The following is an 18524-nucleotide window of genomic DNA, read 5'->3' as shown; positions in this document are numbered from 1 at the left end:
AACTGCAAGATCACGGCCATGAGGGGGGTGGGGGCGATCAGGGCTCTATGAGGCCGGCGCGGATGGCGTAGCGGGTCAGCTCAAGCCGGTCGCGCATGCCGAGCTTCTGCAGGATGTTCGCGCGGTGCCGGTCGACGGTCTTGACGCTGATGAACAGCGTCTCGGCGATCTGCTTGGCGGAGTTGCCCTCGGCGATCAGCTTGACGATCTCCTCCTCACGCGGCGTCAGGATGCTCTCGGGCATCTGCTCGCCCTGCCGGGCGCGGTGCAGGTAGTCGCGGATGAGCGCGGTGACCGCCCCCGGATAGAGGAACGGCTCGCCGCGCACCGCGGCCCGGCACGCCTCCAGCAGGTCCTGGTCGGCCACCGACTTCAGCACGTAGCCCGAGGCCCCCGCCTTGAGCGCCTCGAAGAAGTACTGCTCGTTGTCGTACATGGAAAGGATCAGGATGCGGACACCGGGCGCCCGCCGGCTGATCTCCCTGGCCGCCTGGATCCCGGTCATCCGGGGCATCGCGATGTCGAGGATCGCCACATCGATGCCCCCGCCGGCGACCGCCTCGACGGCCTCCGCGCCGTCTGCCGCCTCGGCCACGACCATGAGGTCGGGCTCGGCGTCGAGGATCAGGCGCAGCCCGTGCCGGACCAGGGCGTGGTCGTCTGCCAGCAGGATGCGGGTCTTGGCGGTCTCCGTGCTCGGCTCAGCTGAGGTGTTCACCGCGTTCGGCTCCGTTCGGCCTCGATGGGTATGACCAGACGTACGTCCGTGCCGGCGCCGGGCGGGGACGCGATGGTCAGGCGAGCGCCGATGAGATGGGCGCGCTCCCGCATGCCGCGGATGCCGGCTCCCTCCTGCCGGACGCCGCCGCGTCCGTCGTCGGTGACGCGCAGGATCAGGCCGCCGTCGCTCACGGTCAGCGACAGCCCCACATGGTCGGCGTGGGCGTGCCTGGCCACGTTGGTCAGGCTCTCCTGCGCGATCCGGTAGATGACCAACTCCACGTCCTCGCTGAGATCGGGCAGGACCGGATCGACCTTCCGTGAGATCGAGGCCTGGTTGGCCTGGGAGAACTCGCTGCTCAGCGCGCTCAGGGCGCTCTGCAGCCCGAGGTCTTCGAGCACGCCTGGACGCAGCCTGCGCGCCACCTGGCGCACCTCGTCGAGGCTGGAACGGACCGTCTCCTGGGCGGCGCGCAGGTCCTCGCGCAGGTCCTCCGGCGCGCGGTCGACGACGCGCTTGAGGCTGAGCAGTGCCACGGTGAGACTCTGCCCGATCTCGTCGTGCAGCTCGCGCGCGATGCGCTGCCGCTCTCCCTCCTGCGCCGCCAGCGCGTGCGCGCTGCTCGCGCTGCGCTCCGATTCGAGCCGGTCGAGCATCGCGTTGAACGTGCCGATCAGGTGGGAAAGGTCGCCGGTGCCGCTGTCGGCGAGCCGGTCCCCCGATTCCAGCAGGTCGACGCGTTGCATGAGCGTGGCGAGCGCGTCCAGCGGAGCCAGGCTGGCCCGCAGCAGGAGCGCGTTCGCGGCGATGATCAGTGTCAGCCCGATCGTCAGGACCGGCACCTCGGCCAGCCGGACCGTCGAGGACACCGTGGCGGGCGACAGCGCGAGCACGAGCGTGCCGGCCGTGAACACGAACCCGTTGATCGCGAACAGCCGCCAGAACAGCGCGCGCGACGGCGTCCGCGAACGTCTGGCGGCCTGCTGCGGTCGCCGGTCGTTGGAGTGGCTCATCGGGGTCCTGGCCTCCCCGGCCCGTCCTTCGGACGGGCGCGCAGGCGCCCTTCCTCCCTTCCGCAGTCCTTCCTAGCCCCGTAGGATCCGGATGTCCATGGGGGTTCGCTCCCATCTCGGTCAGAGATTGCAGGTCGCGCCCCTGCCGAAATGGGTGCCAGGCCCTATGGCGGACAGCCGCGCCACGGTCGAAAATGGACTGTGGGGCCGGAACCTTCCGGCATCACCCGCGATAAGGATCGGCGACCAACGGAAGGTCGGAACGGAGGTATCTCTGCGTGCGCGTCTCCCGCACGGCTGTGCCCGGCACCGGCACCATACATCAGTGCGTCACCCGAGGAGGGCAGCGTTTCGGCGTCCTCTCGGACAGGGCCGGCCGGTACCGGCTTCTCATCTACGCGGCCGGGTCGGACGAACCACTGCAGAGCATCGTACTCGAGCAGGATGAGGCCGATCAGCTCGCCGAGATCCTGCACAGCCGGCCCATCGTCGATCGGGTCGCCCACCTCGAGCGCCGCGTCGCCCAGATCAGCGAAATGGCACAGATCGCCGGAACGACGTCGTGAGCGCGCCGGCGACGACCCCGAACGATCGGGCGACCTGCACTGTCGCCACCGAGCGGAACCCCGCCGCCCCTGAACGGAACAGCACCGTGCAAGCACGCGATATCGCCATGAAGCCTCCCACGGTCACCATCGATGACCGGGTCACCAAGGCCTTTCAGATCATGGCGCTGAATCGGATGCCCGGCCTGATCGTCGTCGACGAGGCCGGGCGGCCGGGGGCGGTGCTCTCGGGCACGGACGTACTGCGGCTCGCGATCCCCCGGGCCTATCACGAGGATCCCTCCCTCGCCCGGATCGTCGACGAGGCCTACGCCGACGCCTTCTCCCAGGACCTCGGCGACCTTTCGGTCGGCGACTGTCTGCCGAGTCCGCCGGTCAAACCGGTCACGGTCTCGCTCGACGCGACCCTGCTCGAAGTGGCCGCGATGATGCTTCAGTTGCGCAACCCGCTCGTGGCCGTCGTCACCCCCGACGGCAGGCTGGCCGGGGCGATCACCCTGGAACGGCTGCTGACCAGTCTGGCGCTGTTCACCCCGGGTACCTGACCCACCGGGCCGCTCCGTTTCGTCCAGCCTGGCCACAACGTGCCCGACGTCAGGAGGCCTGTCATGCCTTGTTACACCATGCCTGTTTTTGCCATACCCCTACCGTTTGAAACCGTACGGACCGGCTCCGTCGTGACCGGCCCGACTCCGGCCGCACCGCCGGGGGGCCGTCGATGAGCGCGATCGCAGCTCTAGCGATCTTCCTCGTCGCCTTCTTCTTCATCGCCACGGAGAAGGTGAACAAAGTCAAGGTGGTGCTGGTCGCCTCCGGCCTGATGGCCGTGCTGGGACTGATCCCCGGCAGCGAGGTGTTCTTCTCCGAACACGCCGGCATCGACTGGAACGTTGTATTCCTGCTGCTGGGCATGATGATCATCGTCGGCATCATCAAGCAGACGGGGATCTTCGACTATCTCGCGATCTGGGCGGCGAAGAAGTCGAAAGGGCAGCCGTACCGGCTGATGGTCATGCTGATGACCATCACCGCGATCGCCTCGCCGTTCCTCGACAACGTCACCACGATCATGCTCGTCGCGCCGGTCACCGTGGTGGTCTGCGACCGGCTGCGCATCCCGGCCCAGCCGTACCTCATCGCCGAGGTGCTCGCGTCCAACATCGGCGGAGCGGCGACGCTCATCGGCGACCCGCCCAACATCATCATCGCCAGCCGCGCCGGACTGACGTTCAACGACTTCATCGTCCACATGACGCCGATCGTCGTCATCATCTTCGCGACGTTCGTCCTGTTCACCCGGGTGCTGTTCCGTAATGCGTTCCAGTACAACCCCGAGCATGTGGCATCGGTGATGGCCCTGCAGGAGCGGCGCGCCATCACCGACCGGCGGCTGCTCATCCGATGCATGATCGTGCTCGGCGGGGTCATCCTCGCGTTCTGTCTGCACTCCGTGCTGCCGCTGGAGCCGGCGATCGTCGCGCTGGTGGGCGCCGGGGTGATGATCCTGGTGGCCCGCACGGACGTCGCGGAGGTGCTGCGCGAGGTCGAGTGGCCCACGCTGGTCTTCTTCATGGGCCTGTTCGTGATGGTCGCCGGACTGGTGCACACCGGTGTCATCGAGACCGTCGGCAACTGGGCGGTCGGCGTGCTCGGCGGCGACCACTTCCTCACCGCCACGACGCTGCTGTTCGGCTCCGGTGTGCTGGGCGCCTTCTTCGACAACATCCCCTACGCCACCGTCATGGCGCCGATCGTCGAGGGCCTGGTCGCGCAGACCGCCGATCCGCAGATCGGGCAGGCGCTGTGGTGGTCCTTCGCGCTGGGCGCCGACTTCGGCGGCAACGGCACGGCGGTGGCGGCCAGCGCCAACATCGTCGCGCTCGGCATCGCCTCCCGCACCGGCCACAAGATCAGCTTCTGGCAGTTCACCAAGTACGGAATCTTCGTGACCGCGCTGAGCCTGCTGATGGCGTGGGGCTACGTCTGGCTGCGCTACTTCCTCTGACGAGGAGGGCTTGACCAGCGGTCACCGACGGTGACCGCTGGTCAGCGGGGGTCAGAGAGGGTCAGCGGCCGTGCGAAGTCCCTGACCCGCGGAACCCGCCGGCCTCCCGGACGCGGTTCTTCCCGCCGTCGGAGCCCCGTCGGCGTGAGAAGGAACGCGGGCGGCGGTCGGTCGACCGGCCCTCACGGCGCGGGTGCGGCGGCCTGGCGGCCTCGGGCTGCCACACGGAGACGGGCTCGCCGCTGGGCCGCCGCGCACCGGTGATCCCGCTGAGGACCTCGTCGCCGGGCCGGACCCGATGCCATATCGCCGTGATGCCCGCCCGCCGGGTCATCGCGTTGATGGAGCGGCGCTCGTCCGGCATGACGAGCGTCACGACGCTGCCGCGCTCCCCGGCGCGGGCGGTACGGCCGCCGCGGTGGAGGTAGCTCTTGTGATCCGCCGGCGGATCCACGTGCAGCACGAGGCTGACGTCGTCGACATGGATGCCGCGGGCGGCGACGTCCGTGCAGACCAGGACGGTCACCTTGCCCTCGCGGAACTCATCGAGGATGCGGGTCCGCTGGTTCTGCCGCTTGCCGCCGTGCAGCCCGCCGGCGCGGACCCCCACCCTGGCGAGCTGCTTGACGATCCGGTCCACTCCGCGCTGGGTGCGGGCGAACAGGATCGTACGGCCCTCACGGTTGGCGATCTCGGCGGTGACGTCCATCTTGTCGTCCCGGTGCACCTGGAAGAGGTGGTGCTCCATGGTCTCGACCGGGGAGGTCACCTCCACCGGCGAGTGCGTGACCGGGTCGGTGAGGAACCGCCGGACCAGCTTGTCCACGTCGCCGTCGAGGGTGGCGGAGAAGAGCAGGCGCTGGCCGTGCGCCGGGGTCGCGTCGAGGATGGCGCTCACCACGGGGAAGAAGCCGAGGTCGCACATGTGGTCGGCCTCGTCGAGCACGGTGACCTCGACATCCTCGAGCGAGCACTCGCCCTGCCTCATGAGGTCGGTCAGGCGTCCGGGCGTGGCCACGACGACGTCGACGCCGCGGCGGAGCGCCTCGATCTGCCGTCCCATCGGCATGCCGCCGACGATGATCCTGGTGCGCAGTGACAGACCCCGGCCGAGCGGTTCGAGGGCGTCGGCGACCTGCACGGCCAGCTCGCGCGTGGGCACGAGGACGAGGGCACGCGGCCGCCGGGGCGCGGCGCGCTCACCCGCGATGCGGGCCATCGCCGGCAGGCCAAAGGCGAGGGTCTTACCCGAGCCGGTCTGACCGCGGCCCAGCACGTCACGGCCGGCGAGCGCGTCGGGAATGGCCGCTTCCTGAATGGGGAACGGCGTGGTGATGCCCTCCCTGGCCAGCGCGGTCACGAGCGGCCGGGGCAGCCCGAGCGCGGTGAACGTGGAGCCGGGCAGGAGGTCGGTCGTGGAGCCGGATAGGAGGTCGGGCATGGAGTCGGAGGCGGAAAGGATATGGCCAGCGTCGAGCATGGTCACGGGGTCGTGCCTTTCATCGAAGCGAACGCGTCGAAACGCGGGGGCACGTCACTTCTGCGAAAGGACGAGCCGGGACATCTGCTGTCTAGCCCTACCGGAATCGGACACAGGCGTGAACCGGAAATGCGACTTGGCCGGAGGGTGGGGCTACTGCGTCGGACGCAGCGCCACGCGATTCGCCCACGTCTTCATAAGCGACTCTGTCACGAACACCGTCGTTCAAGTCGCTTCGGGCGTAACAAAAGAACACCCTACAACATCGGATGCCGTCGGCGCCAACGGCGGGTCGGCACCGGCGGCGCAGGCACGGCCCGCCAGGGCCGCCGGGCGGCCGATCGCTCAGAGCCGGCAGGCGAATATCGCGGTGACGAGGATGGCCTTGGCGCCGATCTCCGCCAGGCGGTCCATCACCCGCTGGTGGCCCTTGCGCGGGACCATCGCCCGGACGGCGACCCAGCCCTCGCGGTGCAGCGGGGAGACCGTCGGCCCCTCCATGCCGGGGGTGATCGCGATGGCCTCGTCGATGTGCTCGACCCGGATGTCGTAGTCGATCATCACATAGTCCCGGGCCACCAGGACGCCCTGGAGACGGCGGACGAGCTGCCCCAGGCCGTTCTCCTCCGGTACGCCGGCCCGTTTGATCAGCACCGCCTCGGAGCGGGCGATCGGCTCCCCGAACGCCTCCAGTCCCACGTTGCGCAGCGTGGTGCCGGTCTCGACCACATCGGCCACGGCGTCGGCCACACCCAGCCTTATCGCGGTCTCGACCGCCCCGTCGAGCTTGATCACGCGGGCGTCGACGCCCTTGTCCGCGAGGTGCTTGCCGAGCAGCCCCGCGTACGAGGTGGCGATCCGCAGCCCGGCGAGCTCCGCCACGCCGGAGAAGGCCCCGGGGGCGGCGGCGAAGCGGAACGTCGACCGCCCGAACCCGAGCGGCATGACCTCATCGGCGGGGGCACCGGAGTCGAACAGCATGTCGCGGCCGGTGATGCCGGCGTCGAGCGTGCCCTCGCCGACGTAGACGGCGATGTCCCTGGGACGCAGGAAGAACAGCTCGCAGGAGTTCTCCGGGTCGACGACCACGAGCTCCTTGCTGTCCGAGCGCTGCCGGTAGCCTGCTTCCTTCAGCATCGCCTGGGCGGCCTCGGTGAGCGCGCCCTTGTTCGGTACGGCCAGACGCAGCATGACGTGAGATAACCCTTCAGGAGTCGGATGGAACGAGATGGGGCCCGCATCGGCCGCGACGGATCAGGCCGTCGCGGCTAAAGATGCTTGTACACCTCGTCCAGTCCGATGCCGCGCGCCAGCATGAGGACCTGAATGTGGTAGAGCAGCTGCGAGATCTCCTCAGCGGTCCGCTCCGTGGATTCGTACTCCGCCGCCATCCAGCTCTCGGCGGCCTCCTCCACGACCTTCTTGCCGATGGCATGGACGCCGGCGTCCAGTGCGGCCACGGTGCCGGATCCCGCCGGCCGGGTGCGCGCCTTTTCAGCCAGTTCGGCGTACAGCTCTTCGAAGGTCTTCATGGTCTCTCTCGAAGTCGTCGGACGTGCCAATTCAGGGTAGCGGACGGGCTCGGGGCTCCGTGGACCCCGGGAGATTCTCCACCCGCCGGGCGGTCCCCCGGCCCGCGCACTCGTGACGTACGCGGCCGACGCGGAGCCGCACGACCTCTTCCAGGGCAGCGGCGTCACCGGCTCGGACGAGGTCGCGCATCTGAACGTGCTGCGAGTGGGCCGCCCGCACAAGACCTGGACGGAGCGTTGAGAAGCCGTACATAGGCGAACACCGCGGTCCGCGTGGACGACTCAGTGTATCCGGGCCGAACGTCACGGCCGCGCGCGCCGGCTCCCACCGGCGGTGCCCGGCGTCCGGACGATTCAGCCGAAGACCTTCCTGGCGATGCCGAGCATCTCCAGGGCCTGCCGGGTCCCGCCGCCCTCGTGCCCGTTGAAGGGCCAGACCGAGATGTCCTTGGACCCGGCGTAGTGGTTGTAGGCGGCGAAGACGGTCGAGGCCGGGGTGACGCCGTCGCGCAGGCCGACGGAGAAGTGGGCGGGCGTACGGGCGCGGACCGCGAAGTTCATCCCGTCGAAGTAGTCGAGCGTGGCGAAGACCTCGTCCACGCGGGCGCGCTGCGTGGCGCAGAACCGGCCCAGCTCGGCGTAGGGCTCCTCATCGGTGATCTCCGCCGCCCGGCGGATGTGGCACATGAACGGCACGTTGACGAAGGCGTACGCGATCCCCGGGACGAGCGCGGCGGCGGCCAGGGCCATGCCGCCGCCCTGGCTGCCGCCGGCCACGATGATCCGGTCGGCGTCGACGCCGGGGTGGGATCGGGCCGCCTCGACCGCGCGGACCACGTCGGTGTAAAGCCTGCGGTAGTAGTAGCCGTCCGGGTCGAAGACGCCCTGGGTGAGCTTGCCCGGGACCTCGGGGCCGAGGCCGGGCGCCGGGTCGGGGGTGTCGCCGGTCCGCCAGCCGCCGCCCTGGCCACGGGTGTCCATGACGAAGGTGGCGTAGCCGGCCGAGGGCCACAGCAGCCAGTCGTGCGGCAGCCCCCGGCCGCCGTTGTAGCCGACGAACTCCACGACGCACGGCAGCGCGTCGCCGCCGGCCGCCGAGACCGGCCGGAGCAGCCACCCCTTGACGGGATGGCCGCCGAACCCGGAGAAGGTCACGTCGGACACGTCGATCATGGCGAGGTCCGTGTCGTACGGCCGGAACTCGGCGCCGAGATCATGCTCACGCGCCCCGGCCAGCGTACGCGACCAGAAGTCGTCGAAGTCCTCTGGTTCGCGTCGCTCGGGCAGGTAGGTCCTGAGCTGGTCGAGTGGCATGTCAACGAACACGGTGATCTCCCGGGGGGCCGGATGGTACGAGGGCCGGGTGATCTTCGGCCCGCGGACAAGGCTACCCAAGCCGTACGGGCGACAGATGTCTGACCCGGTCAAGGCCTCCGGGCACACGGATCGACGGCGCCGGGTGGCGCATCAGGCGGCGGATCGTGCCGCCGCCGCGCCCCGCCCTCGCCGCCACGTCGATCTTCATCGTGCTCGCCGTCGTGCTCGCCGAGTGGAACGACTCCCTCCGACCGCCGATCACCGTGCGGCGCGACGGGACGGCGAACGTCCGGGTCGCACCGGCCCGGCGCCTACTCCCCGCCGCGCGAAATCAGCGCACGGTCCCGGCGGGCGGCATGCTCGCCCCCCTGCCGTCGATCGGCTTCTTCCCGGTCTTCCACCGCGACTTCACCCGGGCATCGTGCTCAGCCGGCCGAAGGGCCGGGCCCGGCGGAGCGGCCGGGCGGGGCGTGGTGGAGCGGCCGGGAGATCAGACGTTGAAGCCGAGCATGCGCAGCTGCTCACGCCCGTCTTCGGTGATCTTGTCCGGTCCCCACGGCGGCAGCCACACCCAGTTGATCACGACGCTCGACGTGAGGTCGGCCAGCGCCGAGTGGGCCTGGTCCTCGATCACGTCGGTCAGCGGGCAGGCCGCGCTGGTCAGCGTCATGTCGACCGTCGCGACCGGAAGCTCTCCCTCTCCGGCGGGGTCGAGGTTGACCCCGTAGACGAGGCCGAGGTCGACGACGTTGACCCCCAGTTCGGGGTCGACGACGTCCCGCAGCGCCTCCAGCACCTCCTCGGTGGAGACCTCCCCCTCGTCGACGGTGGTCAGGGTCGTCGGGGTCTCCGTCGGCTTACTCACATCGCCTCCTGGCTTCTCAACACCGCGTCCTTGTAGGCCATCCACGCCAGCAGGGCGCACTTGACGCGGGCGGGGAACTTCGCGACCCCGGCGAACGCCACCGCGTCACCCAGCACGTCCTCGTCGGCCTCGACCTGGCCTCTGCCCTGCATCAGCCGGGTGAACTCGTCGACGACCGCCAGCGACTCCTCCACCGTGGAGCCCGTGGCGAGGTCGTGCAGCACCGAGGCGGCCGCCTGGCTGATCGAGCAGCCCTGGCCGTCATAGGAGACGTCCTGCACCTTGCCGCCGTCGGCCAGCTTCACCCGCAGCGTGACCTCGTCGCCGCAGGTCGGGTTCACGTGGTGCACTTCCGCGTCGTACGGCTCGCGCAGCCCCCGGCCCTGGGGGCGCTTGTAGTGCTCCAGGATCAGCTCCTGGTACATGGATTCAGCGATCATGGCTCAGCCGAACACCTTCTGCACGTGGTGGAGGCCGCGGACCAGAGCGTCGATCTCGTCCGTCGTGTTGTACAGGTAGAACGACGTCCGGGTGGTCGCCGGGATGCCGAAACGCAGATGGAGCGGCCTGGCGCAGTGGTGGCCTACCCGTACCGCGATTCCGTACACGTCGTCGAGGATCTGCCCGACGTCATGGGGATGGATGCCGTCGAGGACGAACGAGACCGTGCCGCCGCGGGCGACCACGCCGCGCGGGCCGATGATCCTGAGCCCCGGGATCTCCGCCAGCGCGTCCAGCGCGTACGCGGTGAGCGTCCGCTCGTGCTCCTTGACCTGGTCCATGCCGATCGAGGTGAGATAGTCGACGGCAGCGCCCAGGCCGACCGCCTCGACGATGGGCGGCGTGCCCGCCTCGAACTTGTGCGGCACCGGGGCGTAGGTCGAGCGGTCCATCCAGACCGCCTCGATCATCTCGCCGCCGCCGAGGAACGGCGGCATCGCGTCGAGCAGCTCCCGCCGGCCCCACAGCACGCCGATCCCGGAAGGACCGACCATCTTGTGCCCGGTGAAGGCCACGAAGTCGACGCCGAGCTCGCGCACGTCGACGGCCTGGTGCGGCACCGACTGCGACGCGTCGAGCATCATCAGCGCGCCCACCTCGCGGGCCCGGGCCAGGATCGGCGAGACCGAGTTGACCGTGCCAAGCACGTTCGACTGGTGCACGATCGACACGATCTTGGTGCGCTCGTTCACCAGCTCGTCCAGGCCCGTGACGTCGAGGCGGCCCTCGTCGGTTACCGGGAACCAGCGCAGCGTCGCCCCGGTCCGCTGCGCGAGCAGCTGCCACGGCACGATGTTGGAGTGGTGCTCCATCTCGCTGATGACGATCTCGTCGCCGGGGCCGAGGCGGAACCGCTCGTCGGTGTTCGTCGGGTTGCCGAAGGCGTACGCCACCAGGTTGATCGCCTCGGAGGCGTTCTTGGTGAAGATCACCTCTTCCCGCGACGGCGCGCCGACGAAGGCGGCGATCTTGCCGCGGGCCGACTCGTACGCCTCGGTGGACTCGCTGCCCAGCACGTGCAGGGCCCGGCCGACGTTGCCGTAGTGCGACATCAGGTGCTCGCGCATCGTGTCGATCACCTGGACCGGCTTCTGCGAGGAGTTCGCCGAGTCGAGGTAGACCAGCGGGCGGCCGCCGGGCAGCTCGCGGGAGAGGATCGGGAAGTCCTTCCTGACCCTCTCCACGTCGAGGCCGCCCGCGCCGACCGTCGGCTGGACGCCGGTGCTCGTCATCAGGCCGATGCCTTCGTGTAGGACTCGTATCCCTCGGCCTCCAGCTTCTCCGCGAGCTCGGGGCCGCCCTCCTCGACGACCCGGCCACCGGCGAAGACGTGGACGAAGTCGGGCTGCACGTACCGCAGGATGCGGGTGTAGTGCGTGATCAGGAGCACGCCGGTGTCGCCGCTGCGGAACCTGTTGATGCCCTCGGACACCACGCGCAGCGCGTCGATGTCGAGACCGGAGTCGGTCTCGTCGAGGATCGCGATCTTCGGCTTGAGCAGTTCGAGCTGGAGGATCTCGTGGCGCTTCTTCTCACCGCCGGAGAAGCCCTCGTTGGTGTTGCGCTGGGCGAAGGCGGGGTCCATGGACAGCGCGTCCATCCCGGACTTCAGGTCCTTGGCGAACTGGCGCAGCTTGGGCGCCTCGCCCCGGACCGCGGTGATCGCAGAACGCAGGAAGTTGGAGACGCTGACGCCGGGCACCTCGACCGGATACTGCATGGCGAGGAACAGACCGGCCCGGGCGCGCTCGTCGACGGACATCGCCAGGACGTCCTCGCCGTCGAGCAGCACGGCGCCCGACGTGATCGTGTACTTGGGGTGACCGGCGACGGCGTAGGCCAGGGTCGACTTGCCGGAACCGTTCGGCCCCATGATGGCGTGGGTCTCCCCCGCGCCGACGGTCAGGTCGACGCCGCGCAGGATCTCCTTGTCGCCGACGTTGACGTGCAGGTCACGGATCTCAAGGGTGGGCACGTTTTACTCCTTCGAGAGCGAGACGAACACGTCATCGCCTTCGATCTTGACTCGGTAGACGTTCACTGGTTTGGTGGCGGGCGGTCCGGTCGGCTTGCCGCTGCGCAGGTCGAAACACGAACCGTGCAGCCAGCATTCCAGCGTGTGGTCGTAGACGTCGCCCTCGCTGAGCTTCACCTCGGCGTGCGAGCAGACGTCGTGCAGGGCGAAGACCTCGTCGCCGACGCGGACGACCGCGACCGGGACCTCGCCGACCTCCACGCCGATGACTCCCTCGTCGGGGATGTCGCCGAGCGCGCAGACCTTCTCCCACTCACCGTTCATCGGGCCAGCTCCGCTTCGATCGCCGAAAGCACCCGCTCCCGGATCTCGGGGACCTCGATCTTCTCCAGCAGCTTGGCGAAGAACCCGTGCACGACAAGGCGGCGTGCCTCGTCCAACGGGATGCCCCGGGCCTGGAGGTAGAAGATGTGCTCGTCGTCGATGCGGCCGGAGGCGGAGGCGTGGCCCGCCCCGGCGACCTCGCCGGTGAGGATCTCCAGGTTCGGCACCGAGTCGGCGCGGGCGCCGTCGGTGAGGATCAGGTTCCGGTTCAGCTCGTAGCTGTCGGTGCCCTCGGCCTCGGCCCGGATGATCACGTCGCCGATCCACACCGCGTGCGCGCCGTCGCCCTGCAGCGCGCCCTTGTAGGTCACGTTGCTGCGGCACTTCGGCACGGTGTGGTCGACGAGCAGGCGGTGCTCCAGGTGCTGGCCGGCGTCGGCGAAGTACAGCCCGGTCAGGTCCGCGTCGCCGCCGGGCGCCGTGTACGACACCGAGGGCGACAGCCGTACGAGATCACCGCCGAGGGTGACCACGAACGACCGGAACGTGGCGTCCTTGCCGACCCTGGCGTGGTGGTGCGAGACGTGCACCGCGTCGTCGTCCCAGTCCTGCAGGCTGACCACCTTGAGCGTGGCGCCCTCGGCTACGTCGAACTCGACGTTGTCGGCGTAGACCGCGCTGCCGCGGTGGTCCAGCACGACCACGGCCTCGGCCATCGGGCCGATGTCGATCAGGATGTGGCCGTAAGCCACGCCGGCGCGGGCGCCGCCGGTCCCTCGCACGCCGATCTCGATCGGCTTGGACGTGACCGCCTCGCGCGGCACCGTGATGACGGTCGCCTTCTCGAACGACGAGTACGCCTGGGCGCTGACCCGGTCGGCGGGCACGTACGCCCGGCCGATCCTGGCGTCCTCTCGGCCGACGGTCTCGACCGTCGCCTCCGGCGCGGCGTCCACCTCGACCACGACGTTTCCGGTCACCTCGGCCGTGCCGTCGTGCAGACCGCGCAGGCGGGACAGCGGGGTGAACCGCCACTCCTCCTCGCGCCCGGTCGGCACCGGGAAGTCCGCAACGTTGTAGGACGAGATCTCGTGCAGCGTCGACAGTGGCTTCGTGTCCAGGCCCATCAGCCGACAGCTCCTTCCATCTGCAGCTCGATCAGGCGGTTCAGCTCCAGCGCGTACTCCATGGGGAGCTCACGCGCGATCGGCTCGACGAAGCCGCGTACGATCATCGCCATCGCCTCGTCCTCGGTCAGGCCGCGGCTCATCAGGTAGAAGAGCTGGTCCTCCGACACCTTGGACACCGTGGCCTCGTGGCCCATCGACACGTCGTCCTCGCGGACGTCGACGTAGGGGTAGGTGTCCGAGCGGCTGATCTGGTCCACCAGCAGCGCGTCGCACTTGACCGTGGACGCCGACCCCGCGGCGCCCTCGTCGATCTGCACGAGGCCGCGGTAGGAGGTCCGGCCGCCGCCGCGCGCGACCGACTTCGACACGATCGTCGAGGAGGTCTTCGGCGCGAGGTGCACCATCTTCGCCCCGGCGTCCTGATGCTGGCCCTCGCCGGCGAACGCGACCGACAGGGTCTCGCCCTTGGCGTGCTCGCCCATGAGGTAGACCGCCGGGTACTTCATCGTGATCTTGGAGCCGATGTTGCCGTCGATCCACTCCATGGTCGCGCCCTCGTACGCCACGGCGCGCTTGGTGACCAGGTTGTAGACGTTGTTCGACCAGTTCTGGATCGTCGTGTAGCGGCAGCGGGCGCCCTTCTTCACGATGATCTCGACGACCGCCGAGTGCAGCGAGTCGGACGAGTAGATCGGGGCGGTGCAGCCCTCCACGTAGTGCACGTAGGAGTTCTCGTCCACGATGATCAGGGTCCGCTCGAACTGGCCCATGTTCTCGGTGTTGATCCGGAAGTAGGCCTGCAGCGGGATCTCGACGTGCACGTTCGGCGGCACGTAGATGAACGAGCCGCCCGACCAGACCGCGGTGTTCAGCGCGGCGAACTTGTTGTCGCCGACCGGGATGACCGAGCCGAAGTACTCCCTGAAGATGTCCTCGTGCTCGCGCAGGCCGGTGTCGGTGTCGACGAAGATGACGCCCTTCTCCTCGAGGTCCTCACGGATCTTGTGGTAGACGACCTCGGACTCGTACTGCGCCGCGACACCGGCGATGAGACGCTGCTTCTCCGCCTCGGGGATGCCGAGCCTGTCGTAGGTGTTCTTGATGTCGGCCGGCAGTTCGTCCCAGGACGTGGCCTGCTTCTCCGTCGAGCGGACGAAGTACTTGATGTTGTCGAACTCGATGCTCGTGAGATCGGCGCCCCAGGTCGGCAGCGGCTTCTTGCGGAACAGCCGGTGGCCCTTGAGACGCAGGTCGAGCATCCACTCCGGCTCATTCTTGAGCGCGGAGATGTCGCGGACGACCTCTTCCGACAGTCCACGCCGGGCGGTGGCACCGGCCACGTCCGTGTCGGCCCAGCCGAACTTGTAATTCCCGAGGCCTTCCAGCTCCGGGCGGTCGGTGACAGTCACCTTCCGGACTCCTTGCTCGTCGATATTGTCGATGTGCTCGCTTCGGGGGCACGCGCCCGCCGTCCGGCCAGCGCGTGGGGGCTCACATGGGTGGTGCAGACCCCGTCGCCGTTGGCGATCGTGGCCAGCCGCTGCACCGGTGTGCCGAGCAGCCGCGCGAACGCCTCGGTCTCGGCCTCGCACAGCTGAGGAAACTCGGCCGCGACGTGCGCCACCGGGCAGTGATGCTGGCAGAGCTGCTCGCCGCCGCTGCCCGTCTTGCTGGCCGAAGCGGCGTAGCCCTCGGCGGACAGCGCCTCGGCCAGCACGCGGACCCGCTGGTCGGCGGGCACCTCGCGCATGACCTCGTCCAGAGCCCTCACCAGGCCGGACACCTGGGTGCGCGCGAACTCCGACACCGCCTGCCCGCCCAGCCGCTCTGCCAGGAAGCGCAGCGCACTGCCCGCCAGGTCATCGTAGGCGTGCACGAAGGCGCTGCGACCCGCATCGGTGATCGCGAACGTCTTCGCCGGCCTGCCGCGCCCCCGCCTGCCGTACGGCCTGGCCGTGCGGGGCTCGATCATGCCCTCGGTGAGCAGCGCGTCGAGATGACGGCGCACCGCGGCCGGGGTGAGACCGAGCCGCTCGCCGAGCGCGGCCGCGGTGACCGGACCATGCTCCAGGATGAGCCTGGCGACGCGGGCCCTGGTGCTGCCCTCGCTGCCGATCTCCCCGGGCTTGCCGATGTCCCCCTGCTTGTTTTCCTGCCGTGGTTCCTGATTGGGTTCTGCGTGCGCGGGCAGGGCCGACTGCCGCCGTCGCGCGGCGTCCTCGGCGTTCGTTCTCCCGGGCACGTATTTCACAACATCAGTGTGCCGTAATTCCTTCCCGGCCCACAAACCCGGTGGCATATCGATTCAAGTGCGATTCCTCACGCAGGGTAGCCTTACCTAACGTTGACCGTGCGGGCGGCGGACGGCTCCGGCTGCGGGAGCGGCGCACCTGCTCCCTAGACTCGGAACGTGAGCACTCCGCACGCCGTGGAGATCCGCGGGCTGATCAAGCGGTACGGACGCAAGACGGCCGTCGACGGGTTGACCCTGACCTGCCGTGCCGGCGAGGTGACCGCGATCCTCGGGCCGAACGGCGCGGGCAAGACCTCCACGATCGAGATCTGCGAGGGGTTCCGCCGGCCCGACGGCGGGACCGTACGGGTCCTCGGCCTCGACCCGGCCGACCCCGCGCTGAGACCTCGCCTGGGGGTCATGCTCCAGGCGGGCGGCGTCCCGCCCGCCGTGCGGGCCGGCGAGTGGCTGCGGGTGGTCGCCCGCTTCTACGCCCACCCGCTCGACCCGGAGGCCCTGCTCGCTCTGCTGGGCCTGGCCGACCACGCGCGTACGCAGTACCGGCGGCTGTCGGGCGGCCAGCAGCAGCGCCTGTCGCTCGCGGCGGCCGTGATCGGGCGGCCGGAGCTGGTGTTCCTCGACGAGCCGACCGCCGGTCTCGATCCGCAGGCGCGGCACGCCTGCTGGGACGTGGTCACCGGGCTGCGGGACGCGGGCGTGTCCGTCGTACTGACCACCCACCAGATGGACGAGGCCGAGAGACTGTCCGACCACGTGGTCGTCATCGACCACGGGCGGGTGGTGGCCGAGGGCGCCCCGAGGGAGCTGACCGGCGCGGAACGCCAGCTCCGCTTCCGCGCCCGGCCCGGCCTCGACGTGGACCAGCTGCTCTGCGCGCTCCCGTCCGGCAGCGCGGCCAAGGAGTCGCCGTCCGGCCACTACATCATCGAGGGCCAGGTCGGCCCGCAGATGCTGGCCACCGTGACGGCGTGGTGCGCCGCCGAGGGCGTCATGACGGAGGATCTGCGCATCGAGCGCCGTACGCTGGAGGACGTGTTCTTGGAGCTGACCGGCCGGGAGCTGCGGTGACCGCAGTAATCCCCACCATCGACTTCTCCCCCAGACCCGGAGCCGCGCCGCTCCACCGGATGGTCCTCGCCCAGACCGGCGCGGAGATCAGGGCCATGCTGCGCAACGGCGAGCAGCTCGTGCTCACGCTGATCATCCCCATCCTGCTGCTGGTCGGCTTCTCCCTGGCGCCGCTGATCGACGTCGGCGGCGGATCCCGGGTCGCCTTCGTCGCCCCCGGCGTGCTCGCGCTCGCGGTCATGTCCACCGCGTTCACCGGCCAGGCCATCGGCACCGGCTTCGAGCGGCGGTACGGCGTGCTCAAACGGCTCGGCGCCACCCCGCTGTCACGGACCGGGCTGCTGCTGGCCAAGACGGCGGCGGTCGTCGCCGTCGAGGTGCTCCAGGTGATCGTGATCGGCGTGGTGGCGGTCGCGCTCGGCTGGTCGCCGCGTGGCAACCCGCTGTGGACGGTGCTGCTGATCCTCTTCGGCACGGCGGCCTTCAGCGGGCTCGGCCTGCTCATGGCGGGCACCCTGCGCGCCGAGGCGACGCTGGCCGCGGCCAACCTCGTCTACCTGGTGCTGCTGGGGCTCGGCGGCGTGGTGTTCCCGATCGAGAAGTTCCCCGAGGGCGTGCAGCACATCCTCACGCTGCTGCCGATCACGGCGCTGTCCGACGGGCTGCGCGGGGTGCTGACGAACGGCGCCGGTCTGCCGGTGACGCAGCTTCTCGTGCTGGCCTGCTGGGCGGCAGGCACACTGGCCCTGGCGGCGCGGACGTTCCGCTGGGAATGACGGTGCGCAAGACCACGGGGCCACCCGGATGACCTCCGAGTGCCCGCCGGCCGAGCCGTACCGCGGCCGGGCCCGGCCGGGCGCGTCGTTGCTCGCTGCGACCGGCGCCGTACCGCCGTCCGGGCTGGTGCTGCTCGCCATCCTGTCGGTCCAGCTCGGGGCGGGACTGGCCAAGAACCTGTTCGCCGAGCTGCCGCCGAGCGGCGTGGTCCTGCTGCGCATCGCGATCGGCGCCGTCATCCTCGTCCCCTTCGCCCCGCCCCGCCTGCGCGGGCTCGGCCGCCGTGACCTCGCCGTCGGAGCGCTCTTCGGGCTGAGCCTCGGGATCATGAACCTGTCGTTCTACGAGGCGCTGGCCCGGCTGCCGATCGGCATCGCCGTCACGATCGAGTTCATCGGGCCGCTCGGCGTCGCGGTCTTCGCCTCCCGGCGGCGGCTCGACCTGCTGTGGGTCGTGCTGGCCGGCGCCGGGGTGGTCCTGCTCGCCCCCTGGGGACAGGCCGGTGACACGAGCTGGGCGGGCATCGGGTTCGCCGCGCTGGCGGGCGCCTGCTGGGCCGCCTACATCCTGCTGTCGGCCGCGACCGGGGCCCGCTTCCCCGGCACGAGCGGACTGTCCCTGGCCATGATCGTGGCCACGATCACGGCAGCGCCCGTCGGAGTGGCGTCGGGCGGGGCCGATCTGCTGCGGCCGGACATCCTGCTCATCGGCGCCGGAATCGGCCTGCTCTCCTCGGTCATTCCGTACTCACTGGAGCTCGAGGCGCTGCGCCGCATGCCCAAACGGGTCTTCGGCATCCTGATGAGCCTCGAGCCCGCCGTCGCCGCGCTGGTCGGGCTCTTCGTGCTCGGGGAGATCCTCCAGGTACGCGAGTGGGCCGCGATCGGCTGCGTCGTCGTCGCCTCGATCGGCGCCACCCGCTCCGGCTGACGATCCGCCCGCTCCTCCGGCCGGCCCATGCGGCGGCGCGTGACGCGCTCCGCCGCCGTGGTGCCG

At 69.9% G+C, this 18524-nt stretch carries 22 protein-coding genes; 7 read left to right on the top strand and 15 right to left on the bottom strand.

What is annotated here, in order from left to right; genetic code table 11:
• Positions 1–37: 37 nt before the first annotated feature.
• Positions 38–718 carry a response regulator gene (locus ACQP1K_RS12205; protein ID WP_433500987.1) on the bottom strand — a complete coding sequence of 227 codons (681 nt, stop codon included), beginning with the start codon at positions 716–718 and terminating at the stop codon, positions 38–40.
• A complete protein-coding gene (locus ACQP1K_RS12200) occupies positions 715–1734 on the bottom strand; it encodes a histidine kinase (RefSeq protein WP_433500986.1) in 1020 nt (339 codons plus the stop codon). Before ACQP1K_RS12200 ends, ACQP1K_RS12205 begins: the two co-directional genes overlap by 4 nt.
• 278 nt (positions 1735–2012) lie before the next feature.
• Here ACQP1K_RS12200 and ACQP1K_RS12195 point away from each other — a divergent pair, with 278 nt between their 5' ends.
• The 3 genes from ACQP1K_RS12195 to ACQP1K_RS12185 all read left to right on the top strand — a co-directional run bounded on the left by ACQP1K_RS12195 (position 2013) and on the right by ACQP1K_RS12185 (position 4305).
• A complete protein-coding gene (locus ACQP1K_RS12195) occupies positions 2013–2300 on the top strand; it encodes a hypothetical protein (RefSeq protein WP_433500985.1) in 288 nt (95 codons plus the stop codon).
• A gap of 86 nt (positions 2301–2386) precedes the next feature.
• The gene (locus tag ACQP1K_RS12190; protein WP_433500984.1) at positions 2387–2845 is read left to right on the top strand and encodes a CBS domain-containing protein; all 459 of its coding nucleotides are present in this window, start codon (positions 2387–2389) and stop codon (positions 2843–2845) included.
• A 173-nt stretch (positions 2846–3018) separates the two neighbouring features.
• A complete protein-coding gene (locus tag ACQP1K_RS12185; protein ID WP_433500983.1) occupies positions 3019–4305 on the top strand; it encodes an SLC13 family permease in 1287 nt (428 codons plus the stop codon).
• A 61-nt stretch (positions 4306–4366) separates the two neighbouring features.
• Here the strand turns inward: ACQP1K_RS12185 and ACQP1K_RS12180 are convergent, their stop codons facing one another.
• The 3 genes from ACQP1K_RS12180 to ACQP1K_RS12170 all read right to left on the bottom strand — a co-directional run bounded on the left by ACQP1K_RS12180 (position 4367) and on the right by ACQP1K_RS12170 (position 7317).
• Complete coding sequence (locus ACQP1K_RS12180) at positions 4367–5785, bottom strand: DEAD/DEAH box helicase (RefSeq protein ID WP_433501547.1); 1419 nt, start codon at positions 5783–5785, stop codon at positions 4367–4369.
• A gap of 345 nt (positions 5786–6130) precedes the next feature.
• Entirely contained in the window at positions 6131–6976 is an 846-nt protein-coding gene (hisG, locus tag ACQP1K_RS12175) for an ATP phosphoribosyltransferase (protein WP_433500982.1), read from the bottom strand.
• A gap of 77 nt (positions 6977–7053) precedes the next feature.
• Positions 7054–7317, bottom strand: a complete 264-nt coding sequence (locus ACQP1K_RS12170) for a phosphoribosyl-ATP diphosphatase (RefSeq protein ID WP_433500981.1) — start codon at positions 7315–7317, stop codon at positions 7054–7056.
• A gap of 112 nt (positions 7318–7429) precedes the next feature.
• Between ACQP1K_RS12170 and ACQP1K_RS12165 the strand changes: the two genes are divergently transcribed.
• Complete coding sequence (locus tag ACQP1K_RS12165; protein ID WP_433500980.1) at positions 7430–7558, top strand: hypothetical protein; 129 nt, start codon at positions 7430–7432, stop codon at positions 7556–7558.
• Between the two features lie 113 nt (positions 7559–7671).
• Here ACQP1K_RS12165 and ACQP1K_RS12160 read toward each other — a convergent pair whose 3' ends face one another.
• The 10 genes from ACQP1K_RS12160 to ACQP1K_RS12115 form a co-directional block, all read right to left on the bottom strand.
• A complete protein-coding gene (locus tag ACQP1K_RS12160; RefSeq protein WP_433500979.1) occupies positions 7672–8643 on the bottom strand; it encodes an acetylxylan esterase in 972 nt (323 codons plus the stop codon).
• 61 nt (positions 8644–8704) lie between these two features.
• Positions 8705–8896, bottom strand: coding sequence for a hypothetical protein (locus ACQP1K_RS12155; RefSeq protein ID WP_433500978.1), 192 nt, complete (start codon positions 8894–8896; stop codon positions 8705–8707).
• A 228-nt stretch (positions 8897–9124) separates the two neighbouring features.
• Positions 9125–9499, bottom strand: coding sequence for a metal-sulfur cluster assembly factor (locus tag ACQP1K_RS12150; RefSeq protein WP_433500977.1), 375 nt, complete (start codon positions 9497–9499; stop codon positions 9125–9127).
• On the bottom strand, positions 9496–9939 hold the full coding sequence (gene sufU / locus ACQP1K_RS12145; RefSeq protein WP_055482145.1) for a Fe-S cluster assembly sulfur transfer protein SufU: 444 nt from the start codon (positions 9937–9939) through the stop codon (positions 9496–9498). The genes ACQP1K_RS12150 and sufU overlap by 4 nt, the downstream gene beginning before the upstream one ends.
• A 3-nt stretch (positions 9940–9942) precedes the next feature.
• Complete coding sequence (locus ACQP1K_RS12140) at positions 9943–11232, bottom strand: cysteine desulfurase (protein ID WP_433500976.1); 1290 nt, start codon at positions 11230–11232, stop codon at positions 9943–9945.
• A complete protein-coding gene (gene sufC / locus ACQP1K_RS12135) occupies positions 11232–11975 on the bottom strand; it encodes a Fe-S cluster assembly ATPase SufC (protein WP_433500975.1) in 744 nt (247 codons plus the stop codon). The genes ACQP1K_RS12140 and sufC overlap by 1 nt, the downstream gene beginning before the upstream one ends.
• A gap of 3 nt (positions 11976–11978) precedes the next feature.
• On the bottom strand, positions 11979–12299 hold the full coding sequence (locus ACQP1K_RS12130) for a non-heme iron oxygenase ferredoxin subunit (protein WP_433500974.1): 321 nt from the start codon (positions 12297–12299) through the stop codon (positions 11979–11981).
• Entirely contained in the window at positions 12296–13426 is a 1131-nt protein-coding gene (sufD, locus tag ACQP1K_RS12125; protein ID WP_433500973.1) for a Fe-S cluster assembly protein SufD, read from the bottom strand. Before sufD ends, ACQP1K_RS12130 begins: the two co-directional genes overlap by 4 nt.
• Positions 13426–14862 (bottom strand): Fe-S cluster assembly protein SufB, encoded by a 1437-nt coding sequence (sufB, locus tag ACQP1K_RS12120; RefSeq protein ID WP_433501546.1) that lies wholly within the window; start codon positions 14860–14862, stop codon positions 13426–13428. The genes sufD and sufB overlap by 1 nt, the downstream gene beginning before the upstream one ends.
• Entirely contained in the window at positions 14835–15680 is an 846-nt protein-coding gene (locus tag ACQP1K_RS12115; RefSeq protein ID WP_433500972.1) for a helix-turn-helix transcriptional regulator, read from the bottom strand. Before ACQP1K_RS12115 ends, sufB begins: the two co-directional genes overlap by 28 nt.
• Positions 15681–15839: 159 nt before the next feature.
• Here ACQP1K_RS12115 and ACQP1K_RS12110 point away from each other — a divergent pair, with 159 nt between their 5' ends.
• The 3 genes from ACQP1K_RS12110 to ACQP1K_RS12100 are packed head-to-tail and all read left to right on the top strand — an operon-like array spanning position 15840 to position 18458.
• A complete protein-coding gene (locus tag ACQP1K_RS12110) occupies positions 15840–16751 on the top strand; it encodes an ABC transporter ATP-binding protein (protein WP_433500971.1) in 912 nt (303 codons plus the stop codon).
• 59 nt (positions 16752–16810) lie between these two features.
• The gene (locus ACQP1K_RS12105) at positions 16811–17527 is read left to right on the top strand and encodes an ABC transporter permease (RefSeq protein ID WP_433501545.1); all 717 of its coding nucleotides are present in this window, start codon (positions 16811–16813) and stop codon (positions 17525–17527) included.
• A gap of 28 nt (positions 17528–17555) precedes the next feature.
• A complete protein-coding gene (locus ACQP1K_RS12100) occupies positions 17556–18458 on the top strand; it encodes an EamA family transporter (RefSeq protein ID WP_433500970.1) in 903 nt (300 codons plus the stop codon).
• Positions 18459–18524 lie beyond the last annotated feature (66 nt).

Origin of the sequence: Sphaerimonospora sp. CA-214678, from assembly GCF_050942215.1 — a bacterium.
Taxonomy (GTDB): Bacteria; Actinomycetota; Actinomycetes; order Streptosporangiales; family Streptosporangiaceae; genus Sphaerimonospora.
This window is presented reverse-complemented; position numbering and strand designations above follow the sequence as displayed.